10 protein-coding genes and 1 tRNA gene are annotated in these 18,458 nt (G+C 35.6%); 2 read left to right on the top strand and 9 right to left on the bottom strand.

What is annotated here, in order from left to right:
* The first annotated feature begins 60 nt into the window (after positions 1-60).
* Positions 61-3,831, top strand: a complete 3,771-nt coding sequence (locus tag AC3WRL_RS05390) for a fibronectin type III domain-containing protein (RefSeq protein WP_261511056.1) — start codon at positions 61-63, stop codon at positions 3,829-3,831.
* 205 nt (positions 3,832-4,036) lie between these two features.
* Here AC3WRL_RS05390 and AC3WRL_RS05385 read toward each other — a convergent pair whose 3' ends face one another.
* The gene (locus tag AC3WRL_RS05385; protein WP_492329870.1) at positions 4,037-5,278 is read right to left on the bottom strand and encodes a PKD domain-containing protein; all 1,242 of its coding nucleotides are present in this window, start codon (positions 5,276-5,278) and stop codon (positions 4,037-4,039) included.
* 89 nt (positions 5,279-5,367) lie between these two features.
* A complete protein-coding gene (locus AC3WRL_RS05380) occupies positions 5,368-8,397 on the bottom strand; it encodes a reprolysin-like metallopeptidase (protein ID WP_492329869.1) in 3,030 nt (1,009 codons plus the stop codon).
* Between the two features lie 268 nt (positions 8,398-8,665).
* Here AC3WRL_RS05380 and AC3WRL_RS05375 point away from each other — a divergent pair, with 268 nt between their 5' ends.
* On the top strand, positions 8,666-10,105 hold the full coding sequence (locus AC3WRL_RS05375) for a LuxR C-terminal-related transcriptional regulator (RefSeq protein ID WP_261511059.1): 1,440 nt from the start codon (positions 8,666-8,668) through the stop codon (positions 10,103-10,105).
* A gap of 759 nt (positions 10,106-10,864) precedes the next feature.
* Here the strand turns inward: AC3WRL_RS05375 and AC3WRL_RS05370 are convergent.
* The 7 genes from AC3WRL_RS05370 to thrA form a co-directional block, all read right to left on the bottom strand.
* A tRNA-Cys gene (locus tag AC3WRL_RS05370) sits at positions 10,865-10,935 on the bottom strand.
* A 50-nt stretch (positions 10,936-10,985) separates the two neighbouring features.
* Complete coding sequence (locus AC3WRL_RS05365) at positions 10,986-11,501, bottom strand: RDD family protein (RefSeq protein ID WP_214833074.1); 516 nt, start codon at positions 11,499-11,501, stop codon at positions 10,986-10,988.
* Between the two features lie 27 nt (positions 11,502-11,528).
* Positions 11,529-12,899: a DUF4403 family protein gene (locus AC3WRL_RS05360; RefSeq protein WP_251040633.1), complete on the bottom strand. Its 1,371-nt coding sequence runs from the start codon at positions 12,897-12,899 to the stop codon at positions 11,529-11,531.
* A 25-nt stretch (positions 12,900-12,924) separates the two neighbouring features.
* Positions 12,925-13,293, bottom strand: coding sequence for a dihydroneopterin aldolase (gene folB / locus AC3WRL_RS05355; protein WP_214833072.1), 369 nt, complete (start codon positions 13,291-13,293; stop codon positions 12,925-12,927).
* Between the two features lie 5 nt (positions 13,294-13,298).
* A complete protein-coding gene (thrC, locus tag AC3WRL_RS05350; protein WP_492329868.1) occupies positions 13,299-14,603 on the bottom strand; it encodes a threonine synthase in 1,305 nt (434 codons plus the stop codon).
* Positions 14,604-14,618: 15 nt separating this feature from the next.
* Positions 14,619-15,548 carry a homoserine kinase gene (locus AC3WRL_RS05345; protein WP_261511062.1) on the bottom strand — a complete coding sequence of 310 codons (930 nt, stop codon included), beginning with the start codon at positions 15,546-15,548 and terminating at the stop codon, positions 14,619-14,621.
* Positions 15,549-15,559: 11 nt separating this feature from the next.
* Positions 15,560-18,010: a bifunctional aspartate kinase/homoserine dehydrogenase I gene (thrA, locus tag AC3WRL_RS05340; RefSeq protein WP_492329867.1), complete on the bottom strand. Its 2,451-nt coding sequence runs from the start codon at positions 18,008-18,010 to the stop codon at positions 15,560-15,562.
* Between the last annotated feature and the right edge of the window lie 448 nt (positions 18,011-18,458).

The raw sequence follows: 18,458 nt of genomic DNA, 5'->3' as shown, positions 1-18,458 counted from the left end.
TACTAAATCTTATGAAAAAACGATTTAGATTTGTAGGATTAATATTAATAATGATAACTTATGAAGAGATTTTCTATTTTTTTAATACTTCTTCTGTGTTTGATCAATGTGGGCCTGTATGCACAGGCACCCGCAACATTGCCGTATGTTCAGGATTTTTCTACGGCAAATGATTTCACACTGTTAAATGGAAGTCAACCAAATAAATGGGAATACGGCTCAGCAACAGGTAATGCGGCCAATTCCATTTATATTTCAAATAATGGTGGTACGGCGAATGCTTATGACGTCAGTAATGAGAGTACAGTTCAGGCTTATAGAGATATTGCTATTCCAGCAGGATCAACCATTGCTACATTTGCATTTGACTGGAAGGCAGCTGGAGAAAGCACTTGGGATTATTTAAGAGTTTGGCTTGTTCCTGCTACTTTTACTCCTACAGTCGGAAATCAAATTGCTGCTGGAGCTGGTAGGATTCAGGTGGGTCAGTTTAATCAACAGTCTACCTGGCAATCATATCTTAATACGACTCTGAATGTTAGCAGCTTTGCAGGTAATACAATGCGTTTGGTATTTGAATGGAGAAATGACACCAGTGCAGGAACACAACCTCCAGTAGCAATTGATAATATCAATTTATCAATTCCTACATGTCTTGTACCTACTGCATCGCCTGTATCTGTGGTAACTTCCAATTCAGCTACATTAGCATGGACGGCTCCAACACCAGTACCAGCTAACGGATACGCGTATTACATTAGTACAACAAATACTCCTCCTGTTGCAGGGACAACGCCTACAGGAACTACAACTGCAACATCTGTGAATATAACTACGCTTGCACCAAATACGACTTATTACTGGTGGGTGAAATCTGTATGTAGTCCAACGGATAGTAGTTTATGGGTTACGGGTGCAAATTTTACAACAACACAAATACCGGCAACACTTCCATATAGCCAGAACTTTTCTACAGGTAATGATTTAGGATTTACCAGTGGAACTCAGCCTAATAAATGGGCTTATGGTCCTGCTACCGGAAATCCCGCAAATTCAATTTATATATCGAATGATAACGGGGCTACCAATGGATATAATACAGGTTCAAATAGTTATGTTCATGCTTATAGAGATATTATTATTCCAGCTGGGACTACAGCTACTACTTTCTCATTCGACTGGAAAGGTGATGGAGAAAGTACTTGGGATTTCTTAAGAGTATGGTTGGTGCCATCATCTTTTATGCCTGTTGCAGGAACTCAGATTACTGCTGGCGCAGGAAGAATTCAGGTAGGAGCTAATTACAATCAGCAAACAAGCTGGCAGACTTATTTTAATACGAATTTAAATTTAAGCAGTTTTGCAGGCACAACAATGCGTTTGGTGTTCGAATGGACAAATGACGGAAGTGGGGGAACTCAACCTCCTGCAGCTGTAGATAATATCAACTTATCCATTCCTACATGTATTGTTCCATCAGCGATGGTGGTAAATGGAGTAACGGCGACAGCAGCTACATTAAGCTGGACAGCACCGACTCCAGCACCAGCTAACGGATATGCATATTATCTTACAACAACGAATACTCCTCCTGTAGCAGGCACACCACCAACAGGAACGAGTGCTACAACATCAGTAAACTTAACTACTTTAACACCAAATACGACTTATTACTGGTGGGTGAAATCTGTTTGTAGCTCAAGTGACAGTAGTTTCTGGATCCCTGGTCCAAGTTTTAGCACAACACAGATACCAGCAACAATTCCATATAATCAAAATTTCTCTACAAATAATGACTTTGGATTTGTAAATGGAACTCAGGTAAACAAATGGTTTTATGGAGCTGCGACAGGAAACACTGCCAATTCCATTTATATTTCAAATACCAATGGAACTACGAATGCCTATGCAACGGGTTCAACAAGTATAGTTCAGGCATATAGAGATATATTAGTTCCAGCAGGAGCTTCCATTGCTACTTTATCTTTTGATTGGAAAGCAGATGGTGAAAGTACTTTTGATTTTTTACGAGTTTGGCTGGTACCAACATCTTTCATGCCTACAGCAGGAACTCTTATCGCTGCAGGTCCGGGAAGAATTCAGTTAGGAAACAACTATAACCAACAAGCTACCTGGCAGTCGTATCTTAACTCGACTTTAAACATCAGTAGCTTTGCAGGAACAACGATGCGTTTGGTGTTCGAATGGAAAAATGATGGCAGTGGAGGTAATCAGCCTCCGGCAGCCGTGGATAACATAAAATTATTAATTTGTAGTACTACAACACCGGTGGTGGCAGTAAGTGGAATTACTCATAATACGGCAACGGTAACATGGCCACAAGATACTGGTGGAGCTTCGTATCTTGTAAGATACAGACCTGTTGGTTCAGGTGGTGCCTGGACATCTGTAGCTGTGCCAGCAGTTGCAGCGCCAGCAACAAACAATTCATATAACTTGCAAGGTTTATTACCTGCAACTTTGTATGAGGTAGAAGTGGCTGCAGTTTGTAACAGCATTCCTGGTACTTATTCACATAATGAGTTTACAACAAAATGTGATCCTACACCTCCGAATGTTACAGTAAGTAATATTACTACAACTTCAGCATTGATTACATGGGGACCACTTGCTGTTAGCTCATCTTATAAAATGAGATACAGAATAGTGGGTAGTGGTAACACAGGATGGAGTGCTGATATTATTCTGCCATTAGCACCAACTAACACCTATCCACTAACGGGTTTAAGTGTTTATACCACTTACGAAGTTCAGATCGCTAATAAATGCGATAATGAAACTACTTACAATGCCTGGTCATCTCCAGCAGTATTTACTACAGAGAGAACGTGTGATCTACCTCCTCCGGGATTAACGATAACTAACTTAACTCCTACAAGTGCTGTTGTGATCTGGGACTCTTTCCCAGGTAGTACTTATACTTTAAGATATAGAAAAGTAGGTATTCCGAGTTGGACATATGTATCTGCACCAACTAATACATACACGATTACAGGATTATTGGAATTAACAAAGTATGAAATGGAGGTTGCTAATATTTGTGGAAGCGCACCTGGAAGCTATACACTTCCTTACTATTTCACTACTCCTACCGTGATCTATTGTCAAATGCAATCAGGAAGTTCAGCATCTGAATTTATTTCAAAGGTTACCGTGAAACCAAATGGTAAACCTACCATGGAGAATTCTTCCAATGCTACAGTATATTCAGATTTTACTGCGACTCCTGCTACATTTATAGAATTGATTCAGGGTTCTACAGGAAATGAGATCTCTATTGAGAAATCATGGCTTGGAAATACATATAATGAAGGGATTGCAGTATGGATTGACTTCAATAGAAACGGAACTTTTGATATAGACGAAAGAATCCTTGTTTCTTCACCCAATACAACAACGCCTATTAAAGGAACATTCAGTGTACCAACCGATGCATTTATCAGTATGACAGATTATAAATATGTTGTCATGAGAGTAGCAATGCAAAGAGATGGTATTCCTGTAAACTGTACAGGTTTTGATAATGGAGAAGTTGAAGATTACACAGTAAGAATTTCTAAAAATCCAGTGGCTAATGCAACTAATCAAACGGAAATTCTTATTTTCCCTAACCCAGTTAGCTCTATACTGAATGTGAAAAATATTAGCAAAAGAGCTAATTATAAAATATACAGTGCGGCGGGTCAGCTTATCACCAGCGGAATTATTTTAAATAATAAAGTTGATGTAAGCAGATTGATAAATGGAGTATATGTAATAGACATCGAAGATGTTCAGGGCAGTGCTCAAAAGAAATTTATCAAAGAATAATATTAATATAATTATTAAATAGAATAAGCTCTCAGAAATGAGAGCTTATTTTTTTTGAGTTTAAATTAGCAGTGAAATAGAATCAAAAATGATCATGACAAAAGTGCCAGAGTATTGTATGATTTATGAGATGTTTACTATAGTAGCAAAATAAAAACTCTCCGGAATTGGAGAGTTTGGGAAATTGACGAACCATGGAATGATTTTATTTTTTAATTAATTTGATACTTTCAGAGCCACCATCTTTATATTGAATGCTTAGAATGTAAACTCCTTTGGTAAGAATTGAGAAATCAATTTTTCCATTCATTATATTAAGATCAGGAAATGTCCGGATTTTTCTTCCGTCCATACTATATACCGTAATTTCCTTAATAGGTTTTGTTGTTTTTATAAATGCTGTATTTTCGACAGGATTTGGGTACAATTCGAATTTTGAGGTTTTATTTTCGGTGACCGATAATAAATTAGTATCAACTTGTTTTGATATGGTTTCGGAACACAAATTTTTATTAACGGTAAGTGTAATTGTATAAATTCCCGGGGATGAATAATGATGAGTAGGGTTCGTGGCTGTAGAAACTGTTCCATCACCAAAATTCCAGTTCACACTACTGTAATTGGTTGATTGATTCTGGAGATCTATATTTTGACCTGAACCTGTGACTAAAAAATTAGCATTCAGATGAAAGATATTGGTATTCCATTGTGCAGGATTATTTAAAAATGTATTACCTGCAATTTGTTGATAGTACTCTGCTTTATCCTGGGCAAGTCCTCCATAAAAAGTAGATGGAAAAACAGAGGTTTGGAAGATTGTGGCATATATTGTTGATGCCACGAGATAGCTTCCCTGCAATCCTGGATGTATATCATTATAAGAACCATGTAATGCGAGATCTTGTGTTACTGTATAATGAGCTCTTGCTGCTTCTCCGGCTGGGATCATTTCCACCTGCATAAGATTGGACATCTTAGTGATAGAATCCTTAATGATCTTTTGATAAGCGAAATAAGTGGCATAATCATTTTGAGCTGGAACTCCATACGGTATTTCATACAGGAAAATTTTAGAGCATGGACTGTATTTTTTGATGGAATCCCGTATTATTCTACCACGTTCTGCGGTTAAAATTACGAGATTGCTTACCCCTGCAGACTCACCTGTTCCTGGTTGCATAACTACATATTTATAGTTTTTAGATCTTATTTTTTGAAATAGTGCTGCATCGTTCACATGATTTAGGAATCCGGCTCCTCCAACGGTGTGAGAAGTAACGTCAACGTTTTTTCCTTTTGAAATGGAGATGCTTTTAAAGAGTTCCGGCATATCATTAAAATAGGTAATACTATTACCAATAAAAAGAACATTATCTGCTTGGGAAAAGAGTGATGTTGAAATATTCAGCAGTAGTATAATGAAGATATTATGTATAGTTTTTTTCATTCTGATCTTATTTTATTGATTAAAAAAAGATAATACCTGCAAATAATAAAGCATTCACAGGTATTAAAAAATAAACTAATTGTACGAAATTATTTTTTGATTAGTTTTGTGTTATAAGTTTTGTTCTCACTCGTAATAGAAATGATATACATTCCTTTTATTAATGAAGCAACATTAATTCTCTGACCATCCAGTTTACCACTTTGTACCAATCTTCCTTCAGCACTGTAAATCTTGTAATCAGCTTTTCCTTTCAGGTTTTTAACCTCTACAAAAGTATCAGCCGGATTTGGATAAATTTCGATTTCAGAGTTTGTTCCTTTTACTTCATTTACAGCAAGAGCATCGGTAATTTTTACAGGAAAGTCTCTGAAAGAACCTGCTGAAATAAACTCATTTGGACCCGTTGGAACGGATGGACTGCCACAAGCATCATCTACACCATTAAAGAAAGTACTAGCCACCCTCATTCTTAAAGTTTTATCTCCGGAATATGCCGTTGCAGGTACCGTAAATACTACTGTTCCTGTGTGTCTTCTGTTTGCTCCAGGAATAGCATTTTTAGCGCCAACTTTTTCTGAAGCTTCAAAAACACCATTTCTGTTATAATCGATCCAAACCTGGAGCCAGTCATTATATTGACCACCTGCTCTGTTTGCATAATCTGAGTACGACAAAGTGTATTGGGTTCCTTTGATTAAGTTGATCAGTTTAGTAGGATCCTCACTGTAATCTCTATAAGTATTTGATATTGAAGATACGGTTTGTCCTTCGGAATGTACCAAGTTAGAAAGTGACAATGAAAGAAGTGCGCTGTAGGCGATGCTAAGCGTACTATTACCTCCAGTAGTCATTAAACAGTAGTCAACTCCAGTCTTCAGTCCTTTCGTTTTGAAAGCATAGTTACTGGAGAATGTCCCCGGAACAGAATTCACTACAGCAGCAACCTGTACTTCGTAATTCGTTTCATCTTCAAGGTTATTAAGAACTACTGAATTGACAGGACTTGTTGCATTTGACCAGTTTGTAGTCCCTGCTTTTCTGTAATTGACTGAATAAGTAGCACCAGGTACACTGTTCCAATCTACTCTTGCTGTTGTTTTGAAAACTTCAGTATCAATAGTTGCCACTCCTGTTGGAGCATTCGTTGTTGATGTTGGAGCTGTTCCTATAGTAATTTGAGGAGATACTGCATAGAAGATGTTTCCAACTGCAGATATTCTGAATTTAACAGTACCTGTTAGGCTACCTGGCATTTGCGCAGAATAGCTACCTGTATTAGGAGCAGAAGCGACCAAGTCCGTCCATGTCGTTCCGTTGTTTGTTGTATAGTCTATTTTGACATTTGTAACATTATATGGAGCAGCGTTTGTATTGGCTACTTCCCACTGAATGGTATTTGTTGCATTATTATACAATACCGAAGAAGCGGTAAGGCCATTGAATTTAAATGGTCCGTCATTTCCAACAGTCACAGTAGTTTCAGAAGAAGATAACATTGGTCTTAGACTATTTTGATCTCTTACTGTTACCGCATAATGTAATGTTCTTGGAATGTATGAAACCGTTTCCCAACCTGCTTTACCTGTTAAGCTTCCACTCATCACTGTCGGCATGCTTGGGAAGTACCTTCTTCCACTTGCCGTTCCTGGCCAAGATCTGGACAAAGCACCCTGGGTGTTATATCCCCATCCACTGTCTCCAGAAATTGAAGCAAAGGTATCTACACTATCATACTGTTCCCAGGTATAATTTAAAGGATCATTTTGTGCGTCGATAGCATTTGCCTCCAGATAATAAGCTGTTCCTTTAGGAATGCTATATGCCGTAAGAGGAGCTATTACCGGAGCATTATTTATTATAATGTCTTGAGCTATTCCACAAGCGGGTTTACCCTCAAGGTTGGTTAGGATCTGATCAATAGAAGCATAATGGAAATAAGCATCAGAATTCATTTGTACATTATCTTGTGTAATTCCTGCATATCCCATAATGGTTGTTCCCCCACCGGGTTCTACATTCACTCCTGAATTCTCAGTGCTTTTTGAAAAGGTATGATTACCTCCTATCTGATGCCCCATTTCATGAGCTACATAATCGATGTCAAAAGAATCGCCACTGGGAACTGCATTGGAAGGTGAAGTGTATCCGGATCCTTTTCCTTCAGGATCTGCAGCTGTAGGATCTACACAGATACATCCAACGCATCCAGCATTTCCTCCACCTCCTGAAGCTCCAAACAAATGCCCAATATCATAAGCAGCATTACCAACATTGGCAGTCAAGGTATTTTGTAACTCTAAATTCCAATTTCCCATATCATCAGCAATAGAATAAGGATCCGTAGCAGCATTTGTATAAATAATTCCCGGTAAGTCCTGAACTATTAATTTAACTCCAAAATCTTTTTCAAATACTCCGTTTACACGAGTCATTGTTGCATTCATTTGCGTTACAGCACCGGCCACGGTACCACCAAAATGCTGAGTATATTCTCCTGTAACAGATAATGCTAACTTATAGGTTCTGTACTTTGTACTTGATGGTCTGCTGGTAATTCCTACACTAGAAAGATTTTTTTTTCCGTTTTTTTCTAAAGCTTTGATAGCACCGAAATTTTTTTCATCCGTAGAGCAGCTGAAGCCATGTTCTCCACCAGTTCTTTTGGTTTTATAGAAAACACCATAAGTCTGCTTATCAGCAGTTACCGGTTCTATAAACTGATATTGCCCGTCTTTAATGATCATAGACTGCATCTCGGTGGGAGAAGTACTGAATCTAAGATATTTTGAAGGATCATCAATTCCTATCCCAACATAAGATCCCAACTGGTATCTGTCTGCCATAGACTTTTCCATAACAGGATTACTGTAAACCGCAAATTTTTCAATCTTACCATCTACGGTTGGTAAAGAAATAACTACAGGTTTCGCTCCATTTCCTGTTTCTACGGCATCTTTTAAAAGATTCCTAAGTGACGCTAAATCTACTCTGTAAGCATATTTAACATCTACCTCTTTTCTCATTGGAGAAACCTTTGAAGCAGGTTCCCATCTCTGTGCATAAGCACCAGTAAAACCAGCAGCCAATACACAAATGAGTAAAATTTTCTTTTTCATAAAATAATACATTTAATATTTATGGGTTTTTATAAATGAATCCCTAAGTAAGCTAAAACGGACTTACAACAATCAATACTTATTAATTGTTAAAATTTGATGGGATTTGTTTTTTTATTTTTTCCAAAACTACTTATTATCTTATTTGTAAATGAGTTTTAATGTATTGATAAACAGATAGTAGTATGTAATACGTATGTTTTTATATGGAATGGTAAAAAATAAGTACATTAGTTTTGCAGTTGAAAAAGAAACTACTTTAAAAACTATGGTTAAAAAATTATTATTGCTTGTATTTGCTTTCTGCTTGTCTGGATTTTCGTTTTCTCAAGTTTTAGGAGAAAAGCATTATAAAGATATGATCTATGGTATCGATTTTTCAACAGCAGGTGATGGGGAAATAAAAAAGATCAAAAATATTATAGAGCAATGTGGGGGAGCAGATTATAAAGATTGTGTTGCTTTAGGTAATCTAAAGATTGCTAATATTTATAATAAAAATAATGATATAGAGAAGTCATTTAATTATGGAGATAAAGTTGAAAAATTAATTACTCCCGATACTGATCCTGAAATTGTCTTCTATTTGCGTGCACTGCAATTTGGTTTATTCATGAAACTAGGGAAAAGAATGGATGCGTTAGGTAAATTAGATGAAATACCTCCAAGAGTAAGAGAAAATCCTTATTTTGATTATTTACTGAATTGGTATTATGGTGAATTCTATAATGATACTGGTGAAAAAGAAAAAGCATTATATGCCTATAAAAAAGCATACAAACGGGCTAAAATATTTAGAAGCAATACTAGTAAGTATCTTTCAAATCCAAGTAAAGATAAGATCAGTAATAGTTATAAACCAACATCTTCTATTGCATGGATGTATCTTGATTTAGGTAAGACGGATTCAGCAAAGGTATACATTGAAGAAGCTATCAGTGATGCGAAGAAAATAAATAATATGGAAAGTACCTATTATTCCTCTTTGTATGCGGCCAGATATTATAAGGCCATTAAAGACTACAAAAAAGCTCAGCAATATTTGTGGACCAGCAAATATATCGCGGGCAAATTCTATAAGAGTGAGGGTTATGTAAAAGCGGTTAATACAGCTTTGTTAATTTTATATAGAGACATGAAGGTGACCGATAGTGTTAATTACTATTCGATGCGGCTTCTTGCTGAAGAAAATATCAACGATAAACAGAATAAAAATCTCAATGATATTATTGACAAGAAGAAAAATATTGACGAAACGGAGCATCAAGAACAGGCTGATAGATTAAAATATATTTTAATTGCCAGTTTTTTAATATGTATTCTATTGGTGTATTTTATTTTCTTTTTTTATAAAAAATATAAAAGTAAAAGCTTAGACAAAATCGATAAACAAGTAGAGCAACCCGTTTTGCATGATAATGGTCTGTTTAATGAAGTAATCCTCTTGGCTAAACAAAATAGCCCTGAATTCCTCACAAGGTTTAATGATTATAATCCTCATTTTACGGAAAAGCTATTAAAAATAAGCAATCTTAAAAGTTCAGAAATAAGGTTTTGTGCCTACCTGTATTTAAATTTTTCAACAAAAGATATTGCAGAATATACCCACACCTCTGTCAGAACCGTTCAGACCAAAAAATATAACCTGCGGAAAAAACTTAGTATTCCCAGTGATGTAGATATATATCTGTGGTTTAGTGATTTATAAAAATGATGGAGTGGTGCTGTTGTCTTTAAACAAGAAATACCCAAACTCTAAGGATAAAGATTTGTATGTAATGGCTCTGTATATTATTGAAACAGGTTGGATTTCTTTTATACAGGAACCTTTGGTTTGCCCAGAATGATATTGCAGGAATTAAAATTATATGTTAAATAATAAAGTCTCCTCTATTGTTTTGTAATGTTCTATAATATAGTTAGTTGTTGCTAAAAAGAAAATATTTTAACTGATTCTTATTGATTTTTTTTTCTTAAAATAATGCTAAAATGGAAATAGATAGCCTTTTTGGCACAATATTTCAATGTAAAATGTAACTCATGTTTAATTTGAGTTTTCATGGTTATTAGTTTTTATCCCCAACTTCGGTTGGGGATTTTTTTATTTAAAAAGGAGTCCTTCATTAAAGAAGAACTCCAAAGGGCAAATGAATGCTATTTTAAAAAGTGTTTTCAGATAAATGCTTCTCAAAAGAAGAGAAGCATTGCAATAGTAAACGATGAAAATTATTATTAGATTGGATTTCTAGTTCAAAACTAGTGATAGATCTTTAAATTTATTTATGATCGCAATCATAAAGAGCTGAATTAAAGTGTTTTTGTTACTTTACTACAAAAATTATTGTTAATGTATGTGAGTATATGGTATAACAGAGAAAAAAACACTTTGTTTTTCTGTAGTAACAGGACAAAATAAAAACACCTTTCAATAATCAACTGATTTACAGTCTCTTAAAGAAAGGCGATGAGGTACCTAGCGGATTCGAACCGCTGTAGATGGTGTTGCAGACCACTGCCTAGCCGCTCGGCCAAAGTACCATTTTTGAGGTGTGCAAATATAAAAATTTTTCTGAATGAAACAAAGTTTTTTAGATATTTTCTTTTGTTCCAAGGGTGTTTATATCGCTTTTCAACTGTAACTCAGCTTCATAATCTTTCTTTATAATAACACAGGTCTGGCTCCATTTGTCATGAAGTCCACTTTTATCAGCTAAGTATGATAGCGGATCTACAAAAGGGATTCCTCGGATAATATTTCTTAGCAAGTAATTACCGACATTAGGTGAGGTTCCATCTGTCATAATTACCTTAGTTCCGGTAATCAATTTACCTAGGCTTCTACCTTGAGTAATTAGCTCGGTTAAAAACATAACAAAAAGATAGGCAGATAAAGTGATCAGCCGATCCAGCATCGGATTCATATTTTCCATCCTGTATCCTATTTCTTCTACAGTACTGCCTGTGATCAATGCATAAGCAACGCCCAGTAATCCGAACAGGATCAGGATCAATATATAGCTGAAAATAAAATCAATTATATAATTAGCCAGTCTAAGGCCTTGTGAAGCCCTATGTCTGTCAACAATTTGTAAATATTTTCTCATGGTGTATAGTTTAGTTTTTAGTTTTACTTAGATTCCATTGATGATTAGTTTTAATGAGGCATTTGTGTCGATGACAGCGGTAATTCCAGAAGTACCTAAAAGGATTTGACTTGGTCTCAGATTGAAGACTCTTCCATTCATTTTTAAACCCTTATAATATTCTTTATTAAAAGCTTCTTCAATACTTTTTTTAGAAGTATCAACCAGTTCCTGTGTAGGAATTCCGTATTCTTCCTCGATCATTTTTACAATTTTCCCCTGAAACAATAGACTGGCTGTTTTTTGCAGGATATTCATTGTTTTCAGCTTGAACTTAGTGTTCGACAGCACAATTTTTTTCTTGATATCATCATACACAGGAATTCCCGAAATAAGTGCTGTTCCTTTTATATATCCTTCAGTCTGGGCTTCGATCATAATTCTGTTTTCAACACCATATACCCTGATATCTGTAATTTTCACTTTAGAATCCCGGACATCATATTCCTTACCCAGGAACATTTTTCGGGCGATATTCGATGCTTCTGTGAAAGGAACATTTGCTGTCGTCTGCAATGAAAACTGATCTCCAAGGGTTGGCGTAAAGTTAAAATTACCTGCCGTTTTTACGGGTAATGAAGATGCCGGTTTACTTCCTGTAAACGTTTCAGAATAAATATCTATACCAATATTGGCATCGATCTGATTACCATAGAATTTAAGTGGTGTGATATTTACATTCACTGGCGTTACTTTTAGCCATGTATTATATTCTTCAGAGATATTAAAAGGTTGGGAGAAAACATTCCACGCCATTACAGCATATTGCTGAAAATTAAGTTGAGTTCCCATTTGCTGATCGATCGTTTTGCAGAATTTTAGCTGCTGCTCTTTCAGGCTTTTTTCAACCAGGGAAGTAATGGGGATCTGCACTTTTCCATAATCTAAAACAGGCTTCGTTACCCATTTGAATCCCATCGGCTGTGTGTTTGTAATAATGGTCCAGTTATTTTTAAAATTTAAGGTTGTATTAAAATACATTACCGTTTCAAAAGTAGTATTCTGATATGAATAAATTCCAAGGGTACCAATCCCTTTCTCTGCCCATATTTTCAAAGGAACTTCGATTAAAAGGTTTTGATTGGTTCCGCCAACAAGTCTTATAGGACGTGTTTTCCAGACTTTCACCTTAAACTGGTCATTATTGTTATCCGTGTACGAATCATCCTGATAGATCAGCTCCTTCACTGAAGAATTGATCATATTGCCAATTTCAGAAAGTGGTATTGTTACCGGCATCGTAATGCTGGATTTTATCTTTGGAAAATTATAATCTGCCAGTTGATTATTAATATTGGTCTGGCCAAAAATACTAACAAATAACAGCGAAAATAATAGGGTCGTGAATTTCAAGTTCATAGGTTGGAAAGTGAAAATAATGTTATTAATTATTAGGGTTGAAACTTTTTTCAAGCTCAATGCTTGCACCTGTCATTTCTCCTTGCATTGGTGGAGCCGTTTTGGTAATTTTTAATTTAATATAAGAAATTTCAGGAAAACTTTCATAAATTTTTGAAATGATCCTTCCTGCAACATGTTCTAAAAGTTTGGATTTAATTTTCATTTCACCATGAATAATATCATTGATGTCGGCATAGCTGATTGTATCATTCAGATCATCAGATTCAGATGCTTTCCAAAGGTCGGTGTGAATTTCTAAATTGAGTAAGTAGTACGTGCCAATGGTGTTTTCTTCAGGTAAAACACCATGGTACGCATATATTTTAACATCCTCTAGAAAGATTTTGCTCATAAAATTCAATTTTTATTTAGCAAAAATCGTTTTAATTCTTCAAAGTCTGAATTAATTTCTACTGTTTTTTTATCCTTGTTCATTAATTCCTTTAATGACGCGGGAATTTTGATTTTTTCTCCAATTGCTTTCTCTACAGAATCAGGAAATTTTACAGGATGAGCCGTTTCCAGAATGAATCCCTTTTTATCAGGATGTTCCTCTAAATAATTTTCCAGGGCTGAATAGGCAACAGCTCCATGAGGTTCAAGAATATAGTTATACTGTTCATAAACTTTCCTTATCGTCTCTAAAGTATCTTCATCATTTACAGAATATCCTGAAATACTGTTTTTTAGATTTTCAAACTGATCCTGAAACAATTCTAAAATACGCACAAAATTACTTGGATTACCAACATCCATTGCATTGGAAAGGGTAGCCACTGTTTCTTTAGGTTCTAAAATTTTTGTTTTTAAATAATAAGGAACAACATCATTAGCATTACAGGCCGCAATAAAATGATCGACTTTCATTCCTCTAAAATGGGCTAGAATTCCGGCGCAGATGTTTCCAAAATTTCCGCTTGGTACACAGATAACAGGATCTCCTTTTTCAGCTTTTTGCCATTTTTTTAAAGCCAGTAAATAATAGATCTGCTGAGGTAGCCATCTTGCAATATTAATAGAATTCGCAGAAGTTAGAAAAATCCTGGAATTAATTTCCTCATCTGAAAAAGCCTGTTTTACAAGATTCTGACAATCATCAAAACTGCCATCCACTTCCAATGCTGTGATATTTTCTCCCAAAGCCGTTAATTGCTTTTCCTGAACAATGCTTACCCTTCCTTTAGGATAAAGAATAATGACATCGATCCCGGGAACCTTATAAAAGCCACCGGCAACAGCACCTCCGGTATCTCCGGAAGTAGCTACTAAAACCGTAACTTTCTTATCATCATCTTTTAAAAAGTAAGATAGACACAGGCTCATAAACCGTGCGCCAATATCTTTAAAGGCAAGGGTAGGACCATGAAACAATTCAAGTACAGAAATTTTATCATTGATCTTCTTAAGTGGGATCTCAAATGAGATGGTTTCCGAGATCATTTTTCGTAATTCCATTTCAGGAATCTCTTCATCCACAAAATCTTTCATACAGCGAAAGGCAATTTCTTCATCTGAAAACCGGTTGAGATCCCGTATGAAATCTTCATCAAACCGAGGAATCGTTTCAGGAAAGAATAGTCCTTTATTTTTCCCCTGACCTTTAGTAGAAGCTGTTTTAAAATTGACCTGCTCTTCTTTATCTTTTAAATTATAATAATTCATCTTTTATAGTTTTGATTAATGATTATGCTCTATAATGGTAATTCCTGTAGGATTAATATCAGAAACATATCCAAAACTTTCCACTTCAATTTTGTCATAGACGGATTTCATCATCCGGACGATTTCTTCTGCCGTTTCTTTCTTTTCCGTAAGCATAAAAATAGAAGGGCCGGATCCCGAAATGCCGCCACCTAATGCGCCAAGCTCCAAACTCTTTCTTTTAATGGTATCAAATTCCGGAATCAAAATACTTCGGACAGGTTCTACAATCACATCATTTAGACTTCTTCCGATCAGCGATAGATCATTTTTCTCAATACCGGCAATTAACCCGGCAATATTTCCCCATTGCGTTACGGCATCTTTCATCATTATATTTTTCTTCAGTATTTGTCTGGCATCAGACGTTTTCACCTCTACCTGAGGATGAACTGCAGCAACAAACAGATCAGGAGTGTTCAAAGGGATAATATCAATGGGGTTTGAAGATTTTACCAAAGCTATACCTCCATATATGCATGGTGCAATATTATCTGCATGCCTGACTCCGGAAGCTAATTCTTCTCCAAACATGGCAAAATGAATGACCTCGTCTCTGGATAAAATATTTCCTAATAAAACATTCGCTGCAAAAGCTGCTCCCGCGGCACTTGCTGCACTGGAACCAAGACCACTGCCCGGTTTTATGTTTTTATGAATAATCACTTCAAATCCATTTTTCAGATTCAGATGCTCCAATATTTTTTTTAATACAACACCTGCTACATTTTTTGAAGCTTCTTCCGGAAGACCAAAATGATCGGTATGCCGGATGATAATATCAGGTATTTGTGTTATTCTTAATTCCATTTCGTCGTATGGCTCATTAATGGCCATTCCTAAAATGTCAAAACCACAAACCAGATTGGCAATTGTTGCCGGAATTTTAATTTTTATACTTTTCATATTTTATGTTTTTAAACTGAACGGACGATATCTGCAAAAACCCCACTCGCAGTAACCTCAGCACCTGCACCAGCTCCTTTTACCACCAATGGCTGTTCGGAGTATCTTAGAGTTTTGAAAATTACAATATTGTCTTTGCCGTATAGATGATACAAATCGCTGTTGGGACTGATATGCTGTAATCCTACTTTTGCTTTTCCATTGTTAAATTCGGCTACATATTTTAAGATTTTACCTTCTTTTTTAGCCTGATCAAATAAGTTTTTAAAATGATCTTCATATTTCACGAGCATTTTATAAAAATAATCTACATCGCCATTCATACATTCCTCCGGAAGGAAACTGACGTTTTCAATTTCATCAAACTGCAACGGGAAACCAGCTTCACGAGCCAGAATTAAAATTTTCCGTGCGACATCTGTTCCTGCAAGGTCCAGTCTTGGATCAGGTTCGGTAAAACCTTCTTTCTGTGCCTGAGCGACTACTTCAGAAAATGGCTGAGTACCATCATAATGATTGAAAACGAAATTTAAAGTGCCACTTAGCACTGCCAGTATTGAAGTAATAATATCTCCACTTCTAACCAGATCATTTATTGTTCCTATAATAGGTAATCCAGCTCCTACATTGGTTTCAAAGAAAAAGTTACAATTGTGATTTTTTGCAAGATTTTTGAGTTTCTTGTAATTTTCAAAATCTGAAGCCGCAGCAATTTTATTACAAGCCACAATGTTGATACTTTTCTTTAGAAGGTCTTCATAAATTTCGGGAATCTCAGGATTAGCGGTAAGGTCAACAAAAACAGAGTTTCGTAAATTTCGGGTTCTGATTTCCTGACTAAACTGATGGGCAGAAGCAGCCTCTCCATTCTCAAGAAAATGTAGATAATCAGTTTCTGGAATTCCATGGTCTGAAAAGACCATTTTCCGGCTATTTGATAAACCTGCAATTCTAAGATTGATCGACAGATTTTCTATCAGGTATTTGTTCTGTGCGTAAACCTGTTGTATTAACTTAGTTCCTACATTTCCTGTTCCACATATATAAAGATGGACCTGTTTTATTTCGGACTCAAAAAATTCTTCGTGCAGAATATTGACTGCTTTTTTAGTATCAATTTCAGAAATAACAATACTGATGTTTTTTTCTGAAGAGCCTTGCGCAATTGCCCTGATATTAATTCCATTGCTTCCCAGGCAACTGAACATTTTTGCACTAACACCGCTTCTGCTTTTCATATTTTCTCCAACTAACGCCACAATAGAAAGCCTGTCTTCAATTTTTACAGGTTCTATTCTTTTCAGCTTAAAATCATCTTCAAATGCCGAATTGATTGCATTTTCAGCGTGGAAAACTTCTTGTTTATTAATAGCAATGGTTATAGAATGTTCCGATGAGCTTTGGGTAATAAGGATGACATTTATTTTTTCATGACTTAAACACTGAAATAATTTAGCTGAGATACCCGGAACACCTACCATCCCGCTTCCTTCCAAAGTAAGAAGAGCGATATGATTCATATTGGAAATACCAACTGCTATTTGTTCTTGCTCCTTATCAGAAGATTTTGAATGTTGTGTAACCAAAGTTCCGGGTGCCTCTGCATCAAAGGTGTTTTTGATCCTAAGATCAATATTTTTTACCATAACCGGCTGAATCGTTGGTGGATAAAGTACTTTTGCTCCAAAATGGGAAAGTTCCATGGCTTCCTGGTAAGATATTTCAGGAATGACTTTAGCTTGGGAAACGAGTCGCGGGTCAGCGGTCATCATTCCACTTACATCGGTCCAGATCTGAAGTTCCCCGGCATCAATTGCGGAAGCAATAATGGAAGCAGAATAATCTGATCCACCTCTTCCTAATGTTGTTCTGTTTCCATTTTCATCACTCGCAATAAATCCGGGAGCTACAAAGATCTGATTGTGGTTATGTTTAAAATAATGTTTCAGGTTTTTTTCGGTAACATCAAAATCCACTTTTGCATGAGTATAGTTGTTATTGGTTCTGATATGATCAGGTGAACTCAGCCATACAGCATCAAATCCTGCAGATTCTAATCTTGCAGTTATGATATTTGATGACAGAAACTCGCCATAAGATGTTATTTTATCTTTAATTCTTGCCGTAAATTCACCCAAAATGAAAATACCATTACATAGATCTTCAATATCATTGAAATGCTTTTTTACAAAACTTAACCAAGAACTTTGCGCTGAAATAGGGAAGATTTCTTTTACGATTGCTAAATGTTTTTCTTCAAGATTTTTAAGATATTGCAGATAGTTTTCATCAGCAATAGATGCAAGTTCTGCTGCTTTAATCAATAGGTCTGTAACTCCGTGTAAGGCTGAAACGACAACAATAATTTTATGGTCAGAAGATTCTTTTTTTATAATATTTTCGACTTGTAGAATGGCCTGTGCATCAGCTACAGAAGTTCCACCAAATTTTAAGACTTTCATCATTTATTTTTTAAGGTTATGAAAAATTGAGAAGGATACCCTTTAAAAAAAAGAGTACAGGTACCTGAAATAATATGTGAAAATCTACCCCGCTATGGGGTTGTAGTTGTAGAAGTAATTGTAATAATAAAGGATGCAGTCGGAATAGAAAATTCCGAGTAAGTAGTTACAGATATGTTTTGTACTAATTGCATCTTTGAAGAGACAAATGTAGAAGTTATTTTGGGAAATAAAAATATTTCAGAGACTTAAATGAAAAATATTTCAAAACAACATGAAAATAAACGGCTTGTATCTTGTTGGTAATCACGGTTTCATTTGATTTCAAAATTTATTTATTTCTCTTGAGAATTGAAAGAAAATAGTAAACATTATTTTCAAAATAATTACTCAAAAGTTTACAAATATTCAGTATTTGCTTTTTTGGAGATGATTGAAGTTAATGTAT

The sequence above is a fragment of the Chryseobacterium sp. FW101-FHT12H09 genome (genome assembly GCF_058790395.1).
This window is presented reverse-complemented; position numbering and strand designations above follow the sequence as displayed.